We start from the raw sequence: 20,275 nt of genomic DNA on the forward strand, positions 1-20,275 counted from the left end.
GGTTACGCTTGCCCACGTGATTCTGGTACCGCTGATGACCACGCCGATCCTGGCCCTGTCGATCCTCCTGGTGATCGAGAGTGTGATCCTCGCGCTGTTCATCCTGCTCCACAAGGGGCGCGGTGGCGGCATGTCCGACCTGTTCGGTGGCGGCATGTCCAGCTCGATGAGCGGCACCTCCGTGGCGGAACGTAACCTCGACCGACTGACCATCATCATCGGCATCGTCTGGTTCCTGACCATCCTGGGTCTGCTGGCGCTCTACCGCTACACCACCTAGGCCTCACGCGTCACGCGTGTCGGGGCACGCATCCAGGGCACTTCCCAGCAGGAACAGAGCAAGTCAGGAGAACGAACGTGGCAGGTGGCAGCGCCATCCGGGGGAGCCGGGTCGGAGCAGGTCCGATGGGCGAGGCGGAGCGGGGTGATGCGGCGCCGCGGATGTACGTCTCGTACTTCTGCAGCAACGGTCACGAGACCCGTCCGGCCTTCGCAGCCGAGGCGCAGGTGCCGGAGACGTGGGACTGCCCGCGGTGCGGCATGCCGGCCAACATGGACAGCGAGAACCCGCCGCCCCCACCGAAGACCACCCCCTACAAGACGCACCTGGCCTATGTGAAGGAGCGTCGCACCGACGCCGAGGCGAAGGTGATCCTGGAGGAGGCGCTGGCCATCCTGCGTGAGCGCCGCAAGAACGGTGAGGTCATCTACTGACCGGTCACCAGCCATGACGCACCGGAGGCCCCGAGGAGAGATCCTCGGGGCCTCCGGCACGTCCGGGCGCCGGGCGCCGCAGGCGTCGGTTCAGAAGGTGCAGTGGTAGGTGGGCAGGTCCCGCGCCGAGCCGTCGTCGACGAACCAGAGGGTCTCCAGCCGGCCGGCCACCTGGGCCGCAGGGAGCGTCTGCTCGCCGCCCAGGGCGCGCGCGGTGGCCTCGGCCTTCTGCTCCCCGCTGACCCACAGCCAGATCCGCTGCGAACGGTTCAGCGCGGCCGTGGTGAGCGTGATCCGCTCCGTGGGCGGCACGGGGGAGTCGGTGACGCCCACCGCCGCCGCGGAGGGCGGCTGCTCGAAGGCGCGGTGGCCGCTGAACAGCGAGGCGACGTGGCCGTCCGGCCCCATCCCCAGCAGGCAGACGTCGAAGACCGTCTCGCCCAGTTCCTCGGCATAGGCGAAGGCAGCCTCGTCGGGGTCGGTCTTGCCGTCGGAGGAGGGCATCGGGTGCACCTGTGAGCTGGACAGCTGCAGGGTGCGGGCCAGGATGGACAGCGACTGCAGCGAGTGGCGCTCCGGGTCGGTGGTGGGCACGAAGCGCTCGTCGCCCCACCACAGGTGCAGCCGGGCGGCCTCCAGGCCGGAGTCGGGTACCAGTTCGGCGAAGCGCTCGTAGACCCGGTTGGACACCCGGCCCCCGGTCAGGCACAGGTGCACGGTCTCCTGGCTGGCCTGCAGCTCCACCAGGGTGTCCATCAGGCGACGGGCGGCATCCTCGACCAGCTCGTCGAGGTCGACATGGCGCAGCACGCGGCGGGACATCAGTGGGCCTCCTGCTTCTTGCGGCTGGACTTGCGGGCAGGCTTCTTCTCCGCCGGCCTGGCGGACTCGTCGCGCGCCTTCTCCGAGGTCTTGCCCTGCTCCCGGCGGCGCAGCAGCTGCTGCGTGGCCTCCTCGAAGATCGCGTCGGGATCCATCCGGCGCAGCTCCTCGGTGATCAGCTCGTTGATCTCACGGCGCTTGAGGGCCACCTCGCGCACCGGCTGGCCGGGCACCAGGTAGGAGGCGGTGCTGGTGCCGGCCGGACGCTTGATGGCGATGTCGCCGGCCGCGGTGCCCAGCCGGACGGCGGTCAGGCCCGGCCCCTTCGTGTTGCGGCGCTCCACCTCGACGCCCAGCCGGGCATCCAGCCAGGCGGCCATCAGCTCGGCGGGGGCGTTGTCCCGGGCGGCCTCGACGGTGGCGTGCCGGATCCGGCCGTGGTACTGGTCCACCGCGGCGGCCAGCAGGGCTCGCCAGGGGGTGAGCCGGGTCCAGGTCAGGTCGGTGTCGCCGGCGGCATGGTGACGGGCCCGTATCGCGACGGCGGCCACCGGGTCGGAGGCGCCGGCGGCGTCGGTGATGCGACGGGTGGCCAGCTGGCCGATGGGATCGTCGGCGATGTTCTCCGGCGAGCTGTTGGGCCACCAGACCACCACCTTGGAGTCGGGCAGCAGCAGCGGCAGCACCACGGAGGCGGCGTGCTCGGCCTGTTCGCCGTTCAGCCACAGGGTGACCAGCTCGCCGGGGATGCCCTCTCCCATCCGCACCTCGGCATTGAGCACGGACTGCTCGCCGCGGGAGCGGACCACCACGATGATCCGGCTGGGGTGCTCGGCACCGGCCTGCAGGCTGGCCTGCAGCACCTTCTTGTAGTGCTTGTCCTCGGTGACCACCACCATGGTGAAGGCCATGGCGCTGGAGCCGGCCTTGGCGCGCTCCCGCTGGATGGCCGAGGAGATGGCCGCGGTGGTGGTCTCGGTGAGTTCGATGATCATCTGGTTGCCTTTCAGGGACGTCGCCAGGTGAAGCCGTCGCGGGCCAGCATCTCGACGCCGGAGGCGGGGCCCCAGGTGCCCGAGGCGTAGCCCTCCGGCTGGCTGTCCAGACCGGCCCAGTAGTCCAGCACCGGGTCCAGGATCTGCCAGCCCAGCTCCACCTCCTCGTGCTGCGGGAAGAGCGGCGGATCGCCCAGCAGGACGTCCAGGATGAGCCGTTCGTAGGCCTCCGGGCTGGACTCGGTGAAGGCGCTGCCGTAGCCGAAGTCCATGCTGACCTCGCGGATCTCCATGGCGGTGCCGGGCACCTTGGCGCCGAAGCGCATGGTGACGCCCTCGTCGGGCTGGATCCGCATCACCAGGGCGTTCTGGCCGAGCTGGACGGTGTCGGTGTCGGTGAAGGGCAGGTGCGGGGCGCGCTTGAAGAGCAGGGCGATCTCGGTCACCCGGCGCGGCATCCGCTTGGCAGTGCGTAGGTAGAAGGGGACCCCGGCCCACCGTCGGTTGTCCACGTCGACGCGGATCGCGGCATAGGTCTCGGTCTGCGAGCCCGGGTCGATGCCGTCCTCCTGCAGGTACCCGCGCACCTTCTGCCCGCCCTGCCAGCCGCCCAGGTACTGGCCGCGGGCGGTGTGGGCGGCCAGGTCTGCCGGGGTGGAGGAGGCGGCCAGCACCTTGCGCTTCTCGGCGCGCAGCTCCTCGGCGGCGAAGTTGTTGGGCTCCTCCATGGCGGTCAGCGCCATCAGCTGCAGCAGGTGGTTCTGGATCACGTCGCGGGCCGCGCCGATGCCGTCGTAGTAGCCGGCCCGCCCGCCGATGCCGATGTCCTCGGCCATGGTGATCTGCACGTGGCTGACGAAGTTGTTGTTCCAGATCGGCTCGAACATCTGGTTGGCGAAGCGCACCGCCAGCATGTTCTGCACCGTCTCCTTGCCGAGGTAGTGGTCGATCCGGAAGACCGACTCCGGCGGGAAGACACCGCCCACGATCCGGTTCAGCTCCCGGGCCGAGTCCAGGTCGTGACCGAAGGGCTTCTCGATGATCACCCGGCTCCAGCGGTTCGCCCGGTTACCGGCCAGCCCGTGCTTGCGCAGCTGGGTCACGACGTCGTCGAAGTTGCCCGGCGGGATGGACAGGTAGAAGGCGTGGTTGCCGCCGGTGCCGATGCTCTCCTCGAGGTCAACCAGGGTCTCCTTGAGCCGCGCGAAGCCCTCGTCGTCGTTGAAGGCGCCCTGCACGAAGCGCACGCCGCGGGCCAGCTGCTCCCAGACGTCGGCGCGGTAGGGGGTACGGGCCCGTTCCTTGACGGCGGTGTGCATCAGCTCGCGGAAGTCCTCGTCGCTCCAGTCGCGACGACCGAAGCCCACCAGGGCGAAGCCGGGGGGCAGCAGCCCGCGATTGGCCAGGTCGTAGACGGCCGGCAGCAGCTTCTTGCCGGCCAGGTCACCGGTGACGCCGAACATCACCAGCGCGCACGGCCCCGCGATGCGGGGCAGGCGGCGGTCCTTCGGGTCGCGCAGCGGATTGGTGCGCTCGTCGGTGCTCACAGTGCTCCTTCATGGCAGCGGGCCCGCGCTCCCGTGGGGAGCGCGGGCCCGGCCGCTGATCTGGGGGATTCAGGCCCGGGATGCCTTCATCGCAGAACCTACGGTACCCACAAGCTCTTCCCAGGAGTCGATGAACTTCGAGACGCCCTCGTCCTCCAGCTTGACGACCACCTCGTCCATGTCGATGCCCACCTCGGCCAGCTGGCCGAGCACCTGCACCGCGTCGTCGACATTGCTGGTGATGGTGTCGCCGGTGATGCTGCCGTGGTCGGCCACGGCCTGCAGCGTCTTCTCCGGCATGGTGTTGACGCAGTCGGGGGCCACCAGCTCGGTGACGTACATGGTGTCGGGGTAGTCGGCGCTCTTCACGCCGGTGGAGGCCCACAGCGGACGCTGCGGGTGGGCCCCGGCGGCCTTCAGGCGGCCCCAGCGCTCGGAGGCCATCACCTCCTGCCAGGCGGCATAGGCGATCCGCGCGTTGGCGATGGCGGCGCGGCCCTTGAGCGCGAGGGCCTCGTCGGTGCCGATCGCCTCGAGGCGCTTGTCCACCTCGGCGTCGACGCGGGAGACGAAGAAGCTGGCCACCGAGTGGATCGTGCTGATGTCCTTGCCCGCGGCCTGGGCGTCCTCCAGGCCACCCAGCCAGGCATCCATCACCTGGCGGTAGCGCTCCACGGAGAAGATCAGGGTCACGTTCACGCTGATGCCCGCGGCCAGGGTGCGACGGATCGCGTCCAGGCCCTCGATGGCGGCGGGGATCTTGATCAGCACGTTCTCGCGGTCGACCATCCGGTGCAGCAGGGCGGCCTGCTCCACGGTGCCCTCGGTGTCGCGGGCCAGTCCCGGCTCCACCTCGATGGAGACGCGGCCGTCGACGCCGTCGGTGGCCTGGTGGATCGGCTGGAAGAGGTCACAGGCATTGCGCACGTCGGTGCTGGTGAGCTCGCGGATCGCCTCGCCGACGTCCACCTGCCCCAGGCCGCGCAGCTGCTCGTCGTAGGCGGCGCCGTCGCTCAGCGCGCTGGCGAAGATGGTGGGATTGGTGGTCACGCCGCTGACCGAGCTGGTCTCGATGAGCTCGGCGAGGTTGCCGGAGCTCAACCGCTCGCGTGAGAGGTCGTCCAGCCAGATCGAGACACCGGCCTCGGCGAGCTGGGCGAGGTTCTTGTTCTTGTCGGTCACAGGTCCTCCTGGGCTTCCCGGGGCCCGTGATCGGACCCCGTCACCCTCGAGACTAGGTGCGCCCGGCCGACCTCGGAAGGGGATGCGCATCCTTGCCTCCGGCTGGGGCCACGGCTTTCGCGCAGGAATCGGAAAGTTGGGCGCAGGTGCGTAGAATCGCGGGAGTCGAGCCGGGCAGCGCGTCCGGCCAGGGGCAGGGACCACGGGCCGCCCCGGGGGAGGGAACCACGTTGACCACGCACAGCACCGCCGAGAAGGCCAGCACGTCCCTGGCGGGGACTGCCGGCGCGGCCTCGGCGGCGCGTGCCACCACGGGTGACCGTGTGAAGGCCTATGTGGCGCTCACCAAGCCCCGCATCATCGAGCTGCTGCTCACCACCACCCTGCCCGTGATGTTCCTGGCAGCCGGCGGCCTCCCGCCGCTGACCACCGCGGTGTGGACCATGCTGGGCGGCCTGCTGAGCGCGGGCAGCGCCAATGCCTTCAACTGCATCCTCGACGCGGACATCGACGAGGTGATGCGCCGTACCCGGCGCCGCCCGATGCCGCGCCACCAGGTGCCCACCCGCAATGCCTGGATCTTCGCCATCGCCCTGGCCGTGGTCTCCACCCTGATGCTGGGCCTGGGCGCCAACTGGCTGTCCGCGGGCCTGGCGCTGGCGGCGAACGCCTTCTACGTCTTCGTCTACACCCTGTGGCTGAAGCGACGCACCAGCCAGAACATCGTCTGGGGTGGCATCGCCGGCTGCTTCCCGCCCCTGATCGGCTGGACCGCGATCACCGGGCGGGTGGACTGGGCGCCGATCATCCTGTTCCTGGTGGTCTTCTTCTGGACCCCGCCCCATACCTGGGCGCTGGCCTTCCGTTACCGCGAGGACTACGCCGCCGCCAAGGTTCCGATGCTGCCGGTGGTGATGGACGCGGTGGGGGTGGCCTGGCGCATCCTGGCCTACTCCGTGCTCACCGTGGCCACCACGCTGCTGCTCTGGCCCGCCGCGCACACCGGCTGGATCTACCCGGCGGTGGCCGCCGTCTGCGGTGCCGTCTTCCTGGCCGAGGCCGTGGCCCTGCTGCAGCGTGCCCGGGCGGGCAAGCGCGACGCGGAGCTGAAGGCGATGCGGCTGTTCCACTGGTCGAACACCTATCTGGCCCTGGTCTTCTTGGCCGTCGCGATCGACCCGCTTGTCTTCTGAGCCCTCGCCGTTCCGCCCCAGGGGTCCGGATCCCGGTTGAGCGCTGGGCCTCGGCCCCCTAGCGTGGCGCCCATGCCTTGTGTTCTTGTCACCGGCGTCGGACGCCGCCGCGGCCTGGGCGCCGCCATCGCCACCCGCCTGGCCCACGACGGCTTCGACCTGGCCCTGGGCTTCCACGCCGACTACGACCGCCGCGTGCTGGGCGAGGACAGCGACACCGAGCTGCTCGCCGAGCAGCTGCGAGCCACTGGCCGTCGCGTGGTGCTGCTGCCCGCCGACCTGTCCCGGCCCGAGGTCCCTGACCAGGTGGTGGAGACCGCCGTCGCCGAACTGGGCCGGCTGGATGCCCTGGTGATGAGCCACTGCGAGAGCGTCGACTCCGACATCATGACCACCACCGTGGAGAGCTTCGACCGCCACTACGCGGTCAATGTGCGGGCCAGCTGGCTGCTGCTGCGCGCCTTCGCCCAGCAGGCCGGCGACCAGGGCGGCTCAGTGGTGGCGCTGACCAGCGACCACACCGCCCACAACTTGCCCTACGGCGCCACCAAGGGAGCCCTGGACCGGCTGGTGCTGGCCGGCTGCGAGGAGCTGGCCGAGCAGCGGATCCGCTGCAATGTCATCAATCCCGGGCCGATCGACACCGGTTGGATGGACGACGAGCTGCGCGCCCAGCTGGCGGCCGCCACGCCCGGCGGCGAGCTGGGGGATCCCGAGACCGTGGCGCGGCTGGTGGCCTTCCTGGTGGGCCCGGAGGGGCGCTGGATCAACGGCCAGCGGCTGTTCAGCAACGGCGGCTTCTCCGTCACCCCGGCCTGAACGCCCACGACGCCCCGGACGCGGAGTGCGTCCGGGGCGTCGGTCGTCGTGGGTCAGGCGGGCAGGCCGCGACGGGTCCCGAACCACAGCCAGCTGGCCGCGGTGGTGACCAGGCCGATGCCGACCATGTGGCAGACCACCAGGCCGATCGGCAGGCCGGAGAAGTACTGGGCATAGCCGATGGCGCCCTGCAGGAGCTCGGCCGCCAGCAGCAGCAACGCCCAGCGGGCCGCGCGGGCCAGTCCGGCCCGGTGCAGCAGGACCAGCAGGGCGATGGTGCCGGCCACCACCAGCCAGATGGTCCAGGCATGGGCCTTGGCGACGGTCTCGATGTCCAGGCCGTTGCGCTTGGCGCCGTGGTCACCCGCGTGCGGGCCCGCGCCGGTGACCACCGTGCCGAGCCACAGCCCGATCATCAGCAGCCAGAAGACGGCGTTCACCAGACGGCGCAGCCCGGCCGGCAGCGGCTCGCGCTCCAGGCCGCGGGTGAGCTGCACCAGCCAGGTGCACAGCGCCACCAGGGCCACCGAGAGCAGCAGGTGCAGTGCCACGACATAGGGGTTGAGCCGGGTCAGCACGGTGATGCCGCCGATCACCCCCTGGAAGGGGATGCCGAGCAGCACGATCCAGCTGATCAGCCGGACCCGCTGCGAGGCGCCCGCGCGGACGGCGGTGACCACGGTTGCCACCGCGATGGCGATCAGCACGAAGGTGAGGGTGCGGTTGCCGAACTCGATCACCCCGTGGATGCCCATCTCGCCCTGCGGCACGAAGGAGCCGGTCTCGCAGTGCGGCCAGGTGGGGCAGCCCAGGCCGGAACCGGTGAGCCGCACCACGGCACCGGTGACGATCAGCGCGGCATTGGCCAGCAGCGAGGCGATGGCCCAGCCGCGCAGGGCCGAGGCGGTGCCGAACCAGCGGCTCGTCCAGCCGGTCGAGGTCTGCGGGGCGGTGTCTACGAGGTCCAACGGAATGCCTTTCGGGCCAGCAGGTGCGCCAGCACGGCCCAGACGGCCAGCACCAGCAGGGAGGTCCAGGAGGTGCCACCGGCACTCCAGTGGCGCAGCACCTCGCCCAGCGCCCCGGTGGGCAGGGCGGCGATCACGGGCTGCAGCGCGTGCGGGAAGGAGGAGACCGGCCACATGATGCCGCCGCCCACCAGGCCCACCAGGTAGACCAGGTTGGCCAGCGCCAGGGTCGCCTCGGCGCGCAGGAAGCCCGCCATCGCGACGGCCAGGTTGGCGAAGACGAACATGGCCAGCGGGAGGCCGATCAGCAGCACCAGCCACTGGGCCGGATCCGGGTGGATCCGCCAGCCGAGCGCCAGGGCCAGGGCCCCCAGCAGGACGATCTGGCCGGTGGCGATCAGCGTGATGCCCAGCGCCTTGCCGGCCAGCAAACCGCTGCGGCCCAGTGGGGTGGCGGCCAGCCGCTCCAGCACGCCGTAGCGGCGCTCGAAGGCGGTGGCGATGGCCAGCGAGGTGAAGCAGGAGCTCCAGATGGCCAGCGTCAGGACGTTCGGGGCGACGTGGGACTCGGCGAGCCCGAAACGGCCCCCGGCGAACCGGCCGAAGAGCAGCAGGGCCACGGGGATCACCAGCGCGACCACCAGCTGCTCGCCGTTGCGCAGGATCAGGGAGGCCTCGGTGAGGGCATGGCGCCGCACCATGTCGCGACGAGGGGCCGCGGCGGGGGAGGGGGTGAAGTCGAGTGCCGGGCTGCTCACCGGGTGCCTCCTGGGACGGGGGCAGTGGTGTTGGCCAGGAAGACGTCCTCCAGGCTGGCCTCGCGGGTCAGCTCGTCGACGGTGCCGTCCACCACGACATGGCCGCGGTCCACCATCCAGACGTAGTCGGCCAGCTGGGTGGCCTCGTCCATGGCGTGGGTGGTGAGCACCACGGCCACGCCGTCGGCGCGCAGCGAACGGATGATGCCCCAGGTGTGGCGCCGCACGTGCGGGTCCATGCCGGCGGTCGGCTCGTCGAGGAAGACCAGCTCGGGACGGCCGACCAGGGCGCCGGCCAGGTTCACGCTCTGTTGCTGGCCGCCGGAGAGGCGTCGGTAGGGGGTGCGGGCGAAGTCACCGATGCCGAAGAGCTCGATCAGCTCGTCGACGGGCTGGGGGTTGGCGTACATCCCGGCCAGGTAGCGCAGCAGCTCGGCCGCGCCGATGCCGCTCCACGCTCCGGTGGACTGCGGCATCACGCCGATGCGGGTGGAGGCCTCGGGGCTGCCGGCAGGGTGGCCCAGGACGGTCACGGTGCCGGCATCGGGGGTGAGCAGGCCGGTGCAGCAGCGGATCATGGTGGTCTTGCCGGCCCCGTTGGGACCCAGCACGGCAGTGATCTCGCCGGGGGCGGCGTGCAGGCCCAGCCCGTCAAGGGCGGCCTTGCTCCCGAATCGCTTCGAGACCCCCTGCAGCTCGAGGGCCGCGGCGGAGGTCTGGTTCACGCGGGCAAGTCTAGACGCTTGGCGATGAGCTCCTTGAGCGCCGTCACATCCTTCGGCAGGTCCACCACGTGGCGCGGCAGGTCATCCAGGTGCGCGAAGGCGGCGGGCACCTCGGGCTCGCGATCCAGCGCCTCGCGGATGGTGGCGGCGAACTTCACCGGCAGCGCCGTCTCCAGCACGACCATCGGCTCGCTGCCGCCCTCACGGGCCCGGAAGTCCTGCGCCACGTGCACCCCGTCGGCGGTGTGCGGGTCGATCATCACCTCGTGGTCCTGCCAGACCTGGCGGATGGTGGCCACCCGGTCGGCATGGGTGGAGGAGCCGGAGGCGAAGCCGAAGTCCTCGCGGACGCGGGCGAAGTCCGGGCCGTCGGACAGGTCGAAGCTTCCCTGGGCGGTCAGCGTCGCGCCGAAGAGCTCGGCGGTGCGCTCCCCGTCGCGGCCCAGCAGGTCGAAGACGAAGCGCTCGAAGTTGCTGGCCTTGGAGATGTCCATCGACGGGCTGGAGGTCTCGTGGGTCTCGGCGCCCGAGCGCACCCGGTAGACGCCGGTGCGGAAGAACTCGTCGAGCACATTGTTCTCGTTGGTGGCCAGCAGCAGGGTGCGGATCGGCAGCCCCATCTGGCGGGCGACGTGGCCGGCGCAGATGTTGCCGAAGTTGCCGCTGGGCACGCAGAAGCTCACCTGCTCGTCGTCGGAGGAGGTGACCTGCAGCCAGGCGGCCACGTAGTAGACCACCTGCGCCACCAGGCGGGCCCAGTTGATGGAGTTCACCGCACCGATAGAGTGGCGCTGCTTGAAGGCCAGGTCGTTGCTGACGGCCTTGACCAGGTCCTGGCAGTCGTCGAAGACGCCCTCGACGGCGATGTTGGTGATGGCCGGGTCGTCCAGGCTGAACATCTGCGCCTGCTGGAAGGGGGTCATCCTCCCGGCCGGGGTGAGCATGAAGACACGGATCCGGTTGCGGCCCCGCATCGCGTACTCCGCCGCGGATCCGGTGTCGCCGGAGGTGGCGCCCAGGATGTTGAGCTCGCGGCCGCGCCGCTCCAGCTCGTACTCGAAGAGCTGGCCCAGCAGCTGCATCGCCATGTCCTTGAAGGCGGCGGTGGGTCCGTTGGACAGGTGCGCCAGGTGCAGCCCGTCGGCCAGCTCGGTCACCGGGGCCACCTCGGGGGTGCCGAAGACGTCGGCATTCCAGGCCCGGGTGCAGATGCCGCGCAGGTCCTCGTCGTCAATGTCGTCGATGAACTCGCGCAGGATGGTGAAGCCGAGCCCGGCATAGCCCTCGCGCTGCCAGACCTCGCGCAGCTCGCCGAGCCGGCCGGCGAGGTCGGGGTAGCTCTCGGGCAGGTAGAGCCCGCCGTCGGGAGCCAGGCCCTCCAGCAGGATGTCGCAGAAGGGCAGGCCGGCGGCTCCGGGCAGGGATCGCGTCGAGATGTAGCGCACGGACCAACCCTATCGGGGGCCTGCGGGGAGGAAGCCCGCATCCATGTCGGAGCGTCGATGTCATCTTTTGGTTGACATCGACGGGGTCGGGCGCTGACCATGGAGCCATGGACAAGAAGACGCCTCTGCACCGCCCGCCGCGCGAGACCGCCCTGGTGGTGATGATCTTCGGCACCGTGCTGCTGGGCCTGAACCATGCCGACGGGGGCCTGGTGCGCCTGGTGCTGGGAGCCATCGCGACGCTGGCCCTGCTGGTGGGCATCTTCGCCGCGCCGGTGTCCGGCTTCTCGGGCTTCATGACACTGGACGGTGACCAGCGATTTCGTCGGGTGCGCAACGGGCAGCTGCTGGTGGGTACCGCCGTGGCCTACCTCGCAAGCTTCTTCCTGGACACCGCGCTGTGCGTGATGGCAGGGATCCTGGCGGCGGCACTGTGGGGCCAGGCGGGGCAGGACAGCGACGGGGCGGGCAGAATCGAGGAGTGAGCGATGTGGTGGAGGCGGTGGCCCGCGCGGCCCGGGAACTGGAGCGCGCCGAGCGCGGACTGGGCGCTGCCGTGGCGCGGGCCCGCGCGGAGGGTGCCACCTGGCAACAGGTGGCCGAGGTGCTCGGCGTGAGCCGGCAGGCCGCCTTCAAGCGCTTCGGGCACGCCGTCGACCCCGCCACCGGCGAGCAGCTGGTACCCGCACCCACCGCCGACGTGGCCGGGTTGGCCGTCGAGGTCTTCGAGCACATCGCCCGCGGCGAGGCGGACCTGGCCCGCGAGCGGATGACCCAGGCCTGTGCCCGGGAGCTGACCCGCGGCCGCATCGAGGCGGTCTGGCGGGAGGTGGTGGCCGGTTACGGCGCACTTGAGGAGCTCAGCTCCAGCGGCCACCACCTGGACGGGGAGGCGGTGGACGGCCACCAGGTGCCGCTGCCGGCCGTCGGGCGCGTCGAGCTGCGTCTCGAGGCGGGGGAGTGCTGGGGGCACGTCCTGGTCAATCGCGACGGCAGGGTCTCCGGCATGGTGGTGCGCCCGGGCGGCATGCCGGAGACCTGGCCGCTCTAGGCCTCAGTCCTCGGGCAGTGATCGCGGGCCGCCCCAGGCCCAGCCGCCCTCCCGGGTGGGGCTGAACAGGTCGGTGAGGCCCGAGGGGCCGCCCCGGGCCACGGGGCCGCCATGGCAGAGAGAGCAGCCCAGGGACTCGGTCAGCATTCGACGGTGCGCCTCCCAGACCAGCGCGGCCGTGATGGAGGCGCTGGTCCACGGACCGCCCCATCGCTTGCACCAGCCGTCGGCGCCGCAGCGCATCGGGCAGCCGGTGGCGGCCGGCTTCAGCGCCATGGGCACCGGGGCGGTGGGAGGCAGTCGCCGTCCGTCCCCCCGGGCCTGCTCCGAGGTCATCACGGCGGCCAGTCCCTGCTGGTCCCAGCGCAGCACCGTCGCCTGGCCGTGGCGACGAGCCAGGGCCAGGGCCTGTTCGGCTTCCACCTTCCACAGCAGCGCTCCCGATTGTGCCCATTGCTGGTCGGCGGCGTGCAGGGTGGCCGGCGCCCAGGCGATGCTGCGGGCCGAAAGCCCGTCGTGCAGTGCTCGGGTGGCCGCGAGGTCCTCCTGGATGGTGGTGGGGCGGACGAAGCCACCGGTGGCCGGCAGCAGCCAGGCCTGGTCGGCGCCCAGCACCTGATCGGGCCCGTCGGACGGCCCGTCGGTGGGGGACAGCTCCAGCGGCAGGCCGTCGGGATCGGGCCAGAAGCGGAGTCGGTGGCTGCGCCAGGACTCCTCCCATCCGATGGTGGGTGGCGTGCGCAGTGGCTCGGGGCCGTCGGCGTGCTGCGGCACGGTGACGCGGATCTGGTCGGACAGGAAGGGCCCGGTCTCGCCGGGATAGGGGCTTTCGTACATGGGAGCTCCTGCTGCCAGGCCCCTGGAGGGGGGCCGCTTGGTCCACCGCGGTCGCGGGGCCCAGGTCTTCCTCGGAAGGCACCGGAGCGGCCCCGGTTGCCGCGCGACCTCTCCGAGGGGTTGTGGCCGCGACTCTTGACCCGTTCCCATCCTGCCCGGGACCCGGCCACCCGGCCGCGGCCGAGCACGGCCCCTCAGCACGGCTTCAGCGGCAGGCGACGGGCGAGCCACCGCACCGGTGGCCCGCCCGTCGCGGGTGCGTACCGCTCAGCCCTCGGCCACCCGACGCGCTCCGGCCCGCGGGACCTCGGCCTGCACCTGCGTAGTGGCGGGCGCTGCCGCCTCCAGCTCGGCCCGCGCGTGCTCGGCGATCTCGGCCTTCTCGTCGGCCAGCGAGTCGAGCACCTGCGCCATCGTCTCGCCGATCCGCATCCCGTAGAAGGAGCGGTGGACGAACCAGAGGCTGACCAGGAAGAAGGCGGCCGCCAGCAGGTGCACCAGGGTCTGCTGGCCACGGGCAGTGATCGAGACCGCCAGCTCCACGGCCAGCAGGCCGAACAGCGTGGTGAACTTGATGATCGGGTTCAGTGCCACCGAGCTGGTGTCCTTGAAGGGATCGCCGACGGTGTCGCCCACCACTGAGGCGTCGTGCAGCCCCGTGCCCTTCGCGGCCAGGTCCACCTCGACGATCTTCTTGGCGTTGTCCCAGGCGCCGCCGGCATTGGCCATGAAGATGGCCTGGTAGAGACCGAACAGGGCGATCGAGATCAGGTAGCCGATGAAGAAGTAGGGATCGGCGAAGGCGAAGGACAGGGTGGCGAAGAAGACGCCCAGGAAGATGTTGAACATGCCCTTCTGGGCGTACTGGGTGCAGATCTGCACCACCTTGCGGGAGTCGTCGACGCTGGCCTTCGTGACCCCGTCGAGCTGCATCGAGTCCTTGATGAAGGCCACGGCCCGGTAGGCGCCGGTGGTGACGGCCTGCATCGAGGCGCCGCTGAACCAGTAGATCACCGCGCCGCCCATGATCAGCCCCAGGAGGAAGGGGGCGTGCAGCAGGGACAGGTTGCGCACCGCCGCCTCGTTCTCCATGCCCTGGGTGAGTCCCATGATGATGGAGAAGATCATGGTGGTGGCGCCCACCACCGCGGTGCCGATCAGTACCGGCTTGGCGGTGGCCTTGAAGGTGTTGCCCGCGCCGTCGTTGGCCTCCAGGAAGTGCTTGGCGCGCTCCCAGTCCACGTCGAAACCGTAGTCGCGGCGCAGCTCCTCGGCCGCGCCCGGGATCTGTTCGATGGTGGACAGCTCGTAGACGCTCTGGGCGTTGTCGGTGACCGGGCCGTAGGAGTCGACGGCGATGGTGACCGGGCCCATGCCCAGGAAGCCGAAGGCCACCAGGCCGAAGGCGAAGACCGCCGGGGCCACCATCAGGGTGCCCAGGCCCAGGGTGGAGATCAGATAGGCGATGCCCATCAGGCCGATGATCGCGGTGCCGATCCAGTAGGCGGAGAAGTTGCCCGCCACCAGGCCGGAGAGGATGTCGAGCGAGGAGCCGCCCTCCTTGGCGGAGACCACCACCTCCTGCACGTGGCGGGAGTTGGTGGACGTGAAGGCCTTGACCAGTTCGGGGATCAGGGCGCCGGCCAGGGTGCCGCAGGAGATGATCGTGGCCAGCTTCCACCACAGGCTGCCGTCGCCCAGGTCGGCAATCATGGCCCAGCTGGTGACATAGGTGAGCACGATGCAGACCGCGCTGGTCAGCCAGACCAGGCTGGACAGCGGCTTCTCGAAGTCCATGTCCTCGGCATCGGCGTAGCGCGCCTTGGCGATGGCCTGGTTGGCCAGGTAGGACAGGAAGGAGGCCACCACCATCACCACGCGGATGAAGAAGATCCACACCAGCAGGGTCACCTGGGTGGTCTGGAAGTCCGGGCCCGCGGTGTGGGCGTTAACCGCCAGCAGGATGAAGGTGATCAGCGCGACGCCGGTGACGCCATAGGTCTCGAAGCCGTCGGCCGAGGGGCCCACCGAGTCGCCGGCATTGTCACCCACGCAGTCGGCGATCACGCCGGGATTGCGCGCGTCGTCCTCCTTGATCTTGAAGACGATCTTCATCAGGTCGGAGCCGATGTCGGCGATCTTGGTGAAGATGCCGCCCGCGATGCGCAGGCAGGAGGCGCCCAGCGACTCGCCGATCGCGAAGCCGATGAAGCAGGAGCCCGCCAGGTTGCCGGGCAGGAAGAGCATGATCACCAGCATCATGAACAGCTCGACGCTGATCAGCACCATGCCCACGCTCATGCCGGAGCGCATCGGGATCTCGAAGGTGGGGAAGGGCTTGCCGCGCAGCGAGGCGTGAGCGGAGCGGGAATTGGCGAAGGTGTTGACCCGGATGCCGAACCAGGCGATGCCGAAGGAGCCGGCCATGCCCACCAGGCTGAAGAGCAGCACCACCATCACCCGCCACAGCGGCATGTGCATCAGGAGGAGGAAGTAGACGAAGATCACCGTCGCGATGAAGACCCACAGCAGCATCAGGAAGCGGGCCTGCTGCACCAGGTAGGCCTTGCAGGTGGCGTAGATCAGTTCGCTGATCTCCTTCATGGAGCTGTGCACCGGCATCCGCCGCAGCTGGGCGAAGGTGGCCACGCCGAAGGCGATCCCGGCGGCGCAGACCACCAGGCCCAGCATCAACAGGCTGCGCCCGCTCATGCCGAAGAAGTGGGCCAGGGTCAGGTCCGGCAGCTCCAGGTTGGCCTCCCCGCCGACGTGCTGGCCGGGGGAGGACTGGCTGGTGCCCGAGCATCCTGCGAGCAGGAGCGCGGCGAAGGTGGTGAAGAACAGGCCGGGACCGAATGTCCTCCCGGCGGGCGACTGGGCGGGGACCTCGGTGTCCCATCTGCTGGTCACGGTGCTTCCTCTGGGTCGTGGAGCGACGGCCACGTCAGGTGGCTGGACGGCCGCTCAACAGGACACGGCCCGTCACCTCCAAAACTACGACCCGCCGTGCTGGATGTCTGCCAAATGCCCTTGTGAGATATCAGACGACGACAGAACAGGGCCTCCCTCCGGCGAGCGGAGGGAGGCCCTGGGGAGCGCCTGTGCGGCTACTTCACCGCGCCCGCGGTGAGGCCGGAGACGATGTACTTCTGCAGCCACAGGAACAGCGCCATCACGGGGATGGCGGCCAGCACCGCACCCGCGGAGAAGATGGGCCAGAAGGTGTTGTTCTCCGTCGAGACGTACTGGTACAGCCCGATGGCCAGCGTGGACTTCGACGAGTCGCTGCCCAGGATCACGGATGCCACGACGAACTCGGTGAAGGTGCCGTTGAAGCTCAGAAGGCCTACCACGGCCAGGATCGGTGCCACCAGTCGAAGGATGATCGTGAAGAAGATCCGGGCGTGCCCGGCCCCGTCCACCCGGGCCGCCTCGTCGAGCGAGGCCGGGACGGTGTTGAAGAAGCCGTACATCAGGTAGGTGTTGGTTCCCAGCGCGCCGCCCAGGTAGACCAGCACCAGGGCCAGCCGGGAGCCCACCCCGAGCTGCGGGAAGACGTCGCCCAGATTGGTGAGCAGCAGGAAGATGGCCACCACCGTCAGCAGTGCCGGGAACATCTGCACCAGCAGCAGCATCATCAGACCGGGGCGCCGTCCCCGGAACCGCATCCGGCTGAAGGCGTAGGCGGCGCAGGCCCCGATCAGCACGGTGCCGATCGCCGAGGCCCCGGCGATGAGGATGGTGTTGAGGTACCACTTGAGGTAGGGGCGCGCCTCGTCGGCCAGCAGCTTGGAGTAGTTGTCCAGACCCACCTGGCTGAACAGCCGGTTGGAGCCGGTGAGGGTGCCGGTGGGGTTCAGCGAGGCGGACAGCACGTAGATCAGGGGGAAGGCGGAGAAGAGCACCGCCAGCAGGCCCACCAGGTGGCGCCAGCCGATCACCCGCATCCACCGGCCGAAGCCCATCCGGGGCTGGGGCGGCAGCTCGATCGCGCTGCCGTCGTGCGCAGTCAGGGTGCGAGCACCCTGGGCGGCGGGGGCCGCGTTCGTGTTCTCGCTCATCAGTTCAGATTCTCCAGAGTCTTGGTCTGGCGGAAGCCCAGGTAGGAGATGCCGCCGATGATGACGAAGATGATGATGCTGAAGGCGCTGGCCAGGCCGTAGTCGTGGTTGCCGCCACCGAAGCCGGCCACCTTGAAGACCATGGAGATCAGCAGGTCGGTCGCGCCGACGTTCAGGCTGGTGCCCTCGAACTGGGGGCCGCCACCGGTGAGCATGTAGATCAGCACGAAGTTGTTGAAGTTGAAGGCGAAGGAACTGATCAGCAGCGGCGCCAGCGGGACCATCAGCAGTGGCAGCTTGATCTGGCGGAAGGTCTGCCAGGTGGAGGCCCCGTCGACGGTTGAGGCCTCGAGCACCTCGTCCGGGATGGACTGCAGGGCGCCGGTGGCCACCAGGAACATGTAGGGGAAGCCGAGCCACAGGTTGACCAGCAGCACGGCCGCCTTGGCCCACAGCGGATGGGTCAGCCAGGGGATCCGTGCGCCGTTCAGCAGCACCTCGTTGATGAAGCCGAACTCCTGGTTGAACAGGCCGGCCCAGACCAGGGCCGACAGGAAGCCGGGGAAGGCATAGGGCAGGATCATCAGGACCCGGTAGACCTTCTGGCCCCGCATCCGCGGTTCGTTGAACATGATGGCCAGGAAGAGGCCCAGCGCGAAGGTGCTCAGGACGCTGAGGAAGGCGAAGGCGAAGGTCCACAGGGTGACGCGCAGGAAGGGGGCCCGGATGTCGGGAGAGGTGAAGGCGCGCCGGAAGTTCTCCAGGCCGACACCCACCTTCCAGCCGGGCTCGATGCGCTGGCCGGTGTCGGCGACGAAGGCTCCCCGCCCGTTGTCGTGGTAGACGACGCCCTTGGCATCGGTGAAGGTGTCGGCTGCCTCGTCGTAGCGCATGGTCGACTTGTAGAGGTAGGCCGCCGAGCCGGTGGTGGTGCGGATGAAACCGGACTCGGGATCCTCGTCCACCTTGACCTTGAGCCCGGCGATCTCCTGGGTGCGGGCGGTGACCTGGGCGAAGCTGAGCACCTCGTAGCCGGGCACGGACTTGATGCCGCCTATGGAGGTGGTCTCCGCACCCTCCACGTCAGCCAGCACCCCGCCGTCGGGGGCCGCCAGCACCTTCTTGGTCTGCGGGTCGAGCACCACCAGCTGCAGCTTGCCGTCCTTGGTGGCGACGGCAGAACGGTAGGCGGTGGACCCGGGGACGCGGGTGGTGTTGTTCGCCTGGATCGCGGCCACCGCGTCGGGCTTGCTGGAGTTGTGCCCGTCACCGTAGTTGGTGAAGGAGATGTAGAAGGTGTATGCGATCACGCCCAGGCTGAAGATGCACAGGAAGACCAGGCCGGGGAAGAGGTACTTGGCCGGCAGCATCCGGTTCGGCGGCAGGTAGATCGCGTTCAGCAGCACCAGCAGGGTGATGATGCCGGCCAGGATCCACCAGGCGCCGTGGGCGAAGGCGGTGAAGGCGCCCAGCAGCAGGAAGGCGTCCAGCGCCCCGAGGACGACGATCTTGATGATCCAGGGGAGCGGACCCGCGGAATAGGTGGCCTGGGCTCGCCGGACGGCGCGCTCGCGCTCCGGGGCGGATGGTGTGCTGGTGGAGTTGCTCATGGGCCCTTTGCCTTGGTGATGAGAGGTCGCGCGACGGTGCGCGGGGAGGTGTCCCGGTGGTCATGGCCGTACGGCGGGCACGGCCCCGAGGTGGACAACCACCCCGGGGCCGTGGGCCTCAGTCCCGTCGGCTCACTGACGCGCCCGGGTCACTTGATCTTGCCGTTGATGGTGGTGACCATCTTCTCCCAGGCGGCGGCCGGGTCGGCGGCCTTCTGGCCGATGATCTGCGCCTGGGCGGTGCCCCAGTCGGTCCAGACCTGGTTCATCTGCGGGATGTTGGGCATCGGGACGCCGGCCTCGCCCACCGTGCCGAAGGCCGCGACATCGGTGTCAGCCTTGGCCGCCTCGTAGGCAGCCTTGTTGGCGGGGGCGCGCAGGCCCTCCTTGTAGAGCGCCGTCTGCACCTGCTCGGAGCCGACGTACTCCACCAAGAACTTCTGGGTGGCCACCGAGTTGGCGGTCTTGGCGCTCATCACGAAGCCCTGCACGGTCACGAAGGGCTGGGCCTTCTCGGAGCCGGCCTTGGGCAGCGGGTCGATGGCGTACGTGATGCCAGCCTTCTTGGCGTCGGCCAGGTTCCACGGGCCGGTCAGGAAGTAGGGCGCCTTGCCCGCGAAGAACTGCGCCTTGGCGATGTCGCCGGTCATGTTGAGGTTCAGCAGTCCGGCCTTGCCCTGGGCGGCCAGCCACTTGGCGAACTCGGCACCCTTCTCGCCACCCATCGCGAGCTCCTTGGCGTCGAAGCCCTGGTCGGTCCAGTTGAAGACCGGGACGCCGAAGGAGGTCTGGAAGGGATAGAGGTGGAAGGGATCCGAGGTCTTCGGGTCCAGGCCCACCAGGAAGGGGTACTTGGCCTTGCCGGAGGCGACGATCTTCTTGCCGGCCTCGATCATGGCGTCGTAGCTGTCCGGGGTGGCCTCGGGGGCCAGCGCGGTGTTACGCAGGATGGCCACGTTCTCGGTGGAGTAGGGCACGCCGTAGACCTGGCCGCCGTAGGTGAAGGCCTGCACGGCCACGTCCTGGAAGGCAGTGGCGTCGCCCAGCTCGAGCGGGGCGGCCACACCGTTCTGCACCAGGCGGCCGGTGGCGTCGTGCGGCATGATCGAGGCGTCGGGACCCTTGCCGGTGGGCACCTGGGTGACGAAGTCGTCGGCCAGCTTCCCGAAGTCCTTGACGACGAGCTTCACGTCCACGCCGGTGTCGGCCTTGAACTGCGCCGCGACGGGCTTGAGCACGGGAGCGCGGTTGGAGTCGGTCCAGACAGTGATCGAGCCCGCGGCGGCCATCGAGCTGGCGCTGGCGGAGGCGGTGCTGGTGGAGGTGGAGGTGCTCGCCGAGGTGCGCTCGCCGCCGCCACAGGCGCTCAGTGCGGTGGCGCCGACCGCGAGACCGGCGATGCCGAGGAAGCCACGGCGACCAAGGGTGTACGTCATTGTGATGCCTTTCTGGTCCGACGCCTGGGGTGGGGCATCCGTTGCCCGTTACCTTGCTGGTGACCCCGTAAGGCGGGGTCACGGTCGCCGGGCCCGGCATGACTTACTGTCC

19 protein-coding genes and 1 riboswitch are annotated in these 20,275 nt (G+C 69.8%); of the genes, 6 read left to right on the plus strand and 13 right to left on the minus strand.

What is annotated here, in order from left to right; genetic code table 11:
- Window positions 1–34 precede the first annotated feature (34 nt).
- Together secG and ABD073_RS00625 are read left to right on the plus strand one after the other, a co-directional pair.
- On the plus strand, window positions 35–280 hold the full coding sequence (gene secG, locus ABD073_RS00620) for a preprotein translocase subunit SecG (RefSeq protein ID WP_343871784.1): 246 nt from the start codon (window positions 35–37) through the stop codon (window positions 278–280).
- A gap of 77 nt (window positions 281–357) precedes the next feature.
- Entirely contained in the window at window positions 358–714 is a 357-nt protein-coding gene (locus ABD073_RS00625) for an RNA polymerase-binding protein RbpA (RefSeq protein ID WP_343871759.1), read from the plus strand.
- Between the two features lie 90 nt (window positions 715–804).
- Here ABD073_RS00625 and pgl read toward each other — a convergent pair whose 3' ends face one another.
- The 4 genes from pgl to tal form a co-directional block, all read right to left on the minus strand.
- On the minus strand, window positions 805–1,536 hold the full coding sequence (gene pgl, locus ABD073_RS00630; protein ID WP_343871760.1) for a 6-phosphogluconolactonase: 732 nt from the start codon (window positions 1,534–1,536) through the stop codon (window positions 805–807).
- Window positions 1,536–2,531 carry a glucose-6-phosphate dehydrogenase assembly protein OpcA gene (locus ABD073_RS00635; protein ID WP_343871761.1) on the minus strand — a complete coding sequence of 332 codons (996 nt, stop codon included), beginning with the start codon at window positions 2,529–2,531 and terminating at the stop codon, window positions 1,536–1,538. Before ABD073_RS00635 ends, pgl begins: the two co-directional genes overlap by 1 nt.
- Before the next feature lie 11 nt (window positions 2,532–2,542).
- Complete coding sequence (gene zwf, locus ABD073_RS00640; RefSeq protein WP_343871762.1) at window positions 2,543–4,078, minus strand: glucose-6-phosphate dehydrogenase; 1,536 nt, start codon at window positions 4,076–4,078, stop codon at window positions 2,543–2,545.
- Window positions 4,079–4,147: 69 nt separating this feature from the next.
- Entirely contained in the window at window positions 4,148–5,260 is a 1,113-nt protein-coding gene (gene tal, locus ABD073_RS00645) for a transaldolase (RefSeq protein WP_343871763.1), read from the minus strand.
- Between the two features lie 269 nt (window positions 5,261–5,529).
- On the opposite strand from tal, the gene ABD073_RS00650 reads away from it, so the two are divergent.
- Together ABD073_RS00650 and ABD073_RS00655 are read left to right on the plus strand one after the other, a co-directional pair.
- The gene (locus tag ABD073_RS00650; protein WP_343871785.1) at window positions 5,530–6,453 is read left to right on the plus strand and encodes a heme o synthase; all 924 of its coding nucleotides are present in this window, start codon (window positions 5,530–5,532) and stop codon (window positions 6,451–6,453) included.
- 72 nt (window positions 6,454–6,525) lie between these two features.
- The gene (locus tag ABD073_RS00655; RefSeq protein WP_343871764.1) at window positions 6,526–7,272 is read left to right on the plus strand and encodes an SDR family oxidoreductase; all 747 of its coding nucleotides are present in this window, start codon (window positions 6,526–6,528) and stop codon (window positions 7,270–7,272) included.
- A gap of 53 nt (window positions 7,273–7,325) precedes the next feature.
- Here the strand turns inward: ABD073_RS00655 and ABD073_RS00660 are convergent, their stop codons facing one another.
- The 4 genes from ABD073_RS00660 to thrC are packed head-to-tail and all read right to left on the minus strand — an operon-like array spanning window position 7,326 to window position 11,168.
- Window positions 7,326–8,240 carry a COX15/CtaA family protein gene (locus tag ABD073_RS00660; RefSeq protein WP_343871765.1) on the minus strand — a complete coding sequence of 305 codons (915 nt, stop codon included), beginning with the start codon at window positions 8,238–8,240 and terminating at the stop codon, window positions 7,326–7,328.
- Window positions 8,228–8,941: an ABC transporter permease gene (locus ABD073_RS00665; protein ID WP_343871786.1), complete on the minus strand. Its 714-nt coding sequence runs from the start codon at window positions 8,939–8,941 to the stop codon at window positions 8,228–8,230. Before ABD073_RS00665 ends, ABD073_RS00660 begins: the two co-directional genes overlap by 13 nt.
- A gap of 53 nt (window positions 8,942–8,994) precedes the next feature.
- A complete protein-coding gene (locus tag ABD073_RS00670; RefSeq protein ID WP_386751646.1) occupies window positions 8,995–9,723 on the minus strand; it encodes an ABC transporter ATP-binding protein in 729 nt (242 codons plus the stop codon).
- A complete protein-coding gene (gene thrC, locus ABD073_RS00675) occupies window positions 9,720–11,168 on the minus strand; it encodes a threonine synthase (protein WP_343871766.1) in 1,449 nt (482 codons plus the stop codon). Before thrC ends, ABD073_RS00670 begins: the two co-directional genes overlap by 4 nt.
- A gap of 107 nt (window positions 11,169–11,275) precedes the next feature.
- Between thrC and ABD073_RS00680 the strand changes: the two genes are divergently transcribed.
- Window positions 11,276–11,653: a hypothetical protein gene (locus ABD073_RS00680; RefSeq protein ID WP_343871767.1), complete on the plus strand. Its 378-nt coding sequence runs from the start codon at window positions 11,276–11,278 to the stop codon at window positions 11,651–11,653.
- On the plus strand, window positions 11,650–12,219 hold the full coding sequence (locus tag ABD073_RS00685) for a hypothetical protein (protein WP_343871768.1): 570 nt from the start codon (window positions 11,650–11,652) through the stop codon (window positions 12,217–12,219). Before ABD073_RS00680 ends, ABD073_RS00685 begins: the two co-directional genes overlap by 4 nt.
- A 3-nt stretch (window positions 12,220–12,222) precedes the next feature.
- On the opposite strand, the gene ABD073_RS00690 is transcribed toward ABD073_RS00685, so the two are convergent.
- The 5 genes from ABD073_RS00690 to ABD073_RS00710 form a co-directional block, all read right to left on the minus strand.
- Window positions 12,223–13,056: a DUF3293 domain-containing protein gene (locus ABD073_RS00690; RefSeq protein ID WP_343871769.1), complete on the minus strand. Its 834-nt coding sequence runs from the start codon at window positions 13,054–13,056 to the stop codon at window positions 12,223–12,225.
- A gap of 28 nt (window positions 13,057–13,084) precedes the next feature.
- A riboswitch (SAM riboswitch) is annotated at window positions 13,085–13,197 on the minus strand.
- Window positions 13,198–13,323: 126 nt separating this feature from the next.
- Entirely contained in the window at window positions 13,324–15,900 is a 2,577-nt protein-coding gene (locus ABD073_RS00695; RefSeq protein WP_386751652.1) for a sodium-translocating pyrophosphatase, read from the minus strand.
- Window positions 15,901–16,163: 263 nt separating this feature from the next.
- Entirely contained in the window at window positions 16,164–17,021 is an 858-nt protein-coding gene (locus ABD073_RS00700; protein ID WP_343871789.1) for a sugar ABC transporter permease, read from the minus strand.
- Between the two features lie 95 nt (window positions 17,022–17,116).
- Window positions 17,117–18,727: an ABC transporter permease subunit gene (locus ABD073_RS00705; RefSeq protein ID WP_343871770.1), complete on the minus strand. Its 1,611-nt coding sequence runs from the start codon at window positions 18,725–18,727 to the stop codon at window positions 17,117–17,119.
- 149 nt (window positions 18,728–18,876) lie between these two features.
- The gene (locus ABD073_RS00710; protein WP_343871790.1) at window positions 18,877–20,016 is read right to left on the minus strand and encodes a sugar ABC transporter substrate-binding protein; all 1,140 of its coding nucleotides are present in this window, start codon (window positions 20,014–20,016) and stop codon (window positions 18,877–18,879) included.
- Window positions 20,017–20,275 lie beyond the last annotated feature (259 nt).

The organism is Luteococcus peritonei (assembly GCF_039526385.1).
GTDB classification, from domain to species: Bacteria; Actinomycetota; Actinomycetes; order Propionibacteriales; family Propionibacteriaceae; genus Luteococcus; species Luteococcus peritonei.

Excerpts from the sequence above, each read along its gene's own strand:
- ABD073_RS00705 (WP_343871770.1), bottom strand. The coding sequence starts at position 18,727 with ATGAGCAACTCCACCAGCACACCATCCGCCCCGGAGCGCGAGCGCGCC.
- ABD073_RS00700 (WP_343871789.1), bottom strand. The coding sequence starts at position 17,021 with ATGGGCTTCGGCCGGTGGATGCGGGTGATCGGCTGGCGCCACCTGGTG.
- ABD073_RS00680 (WP_343871767.1), top strand. The coding sequence starts at position 11,276 with ATGGACAAGAAGACGCCTCTGCACCGCCCGCCGCGCGAGACCGCCCTG.
- secG (WP_343871784.1), top strand. The coding sequence starts at position 35 with ATGACCACGCCGATCCTGGCCCTGTCGATCCTCCTGGTGATCGAGAGT.
- ABD073_RS00665 (WP_343871786.1), bottom strand. The coding sequence starts at position 8,941 with ATGGTGCGGCGCCATGCCCTCACCGAGGCCTCCCTGATCCTGCGCAAC.
- pgl (WP_343871760.1), bottom strand. The coding sequence starts at position 1,536 with ATGTCCCGCCGCGTGCTGCGCCATGTCGACCTCGACGAGCTGGTCGAG.
- ABD073_RS00690 (WP_343871769.1), bottom strand. The coding sequence starts at position 13,056 with ATGTACGAAAGCCCCTATCCCGGCGAGACCGGGCCCTTCCTGTCCGAC.
- ABD073_RS00710 (WP_343871790.1), bottom strand. The coding sequence starts at position 20,016 with ATGGCCGCCGCGGGCTCGATCACTGTCTGGACCGACTCCAACCGCGCT.
- ABD073_RS00635 (WP_343871761.1), bottom strand. The coding sequence starts at position 2,531 with ATGATCATCGAACTCACCGAGACCACCACCGCGGCCATCTCCTCGGCC.
- ABD073_RS00655 (WP_343871764.1), top strand. The coding sequence starts at position 6,526 with ATGCCTTGTGTTCTTGTCACCGGCGTCGGACGCCGCCGCGGCCTGGGC.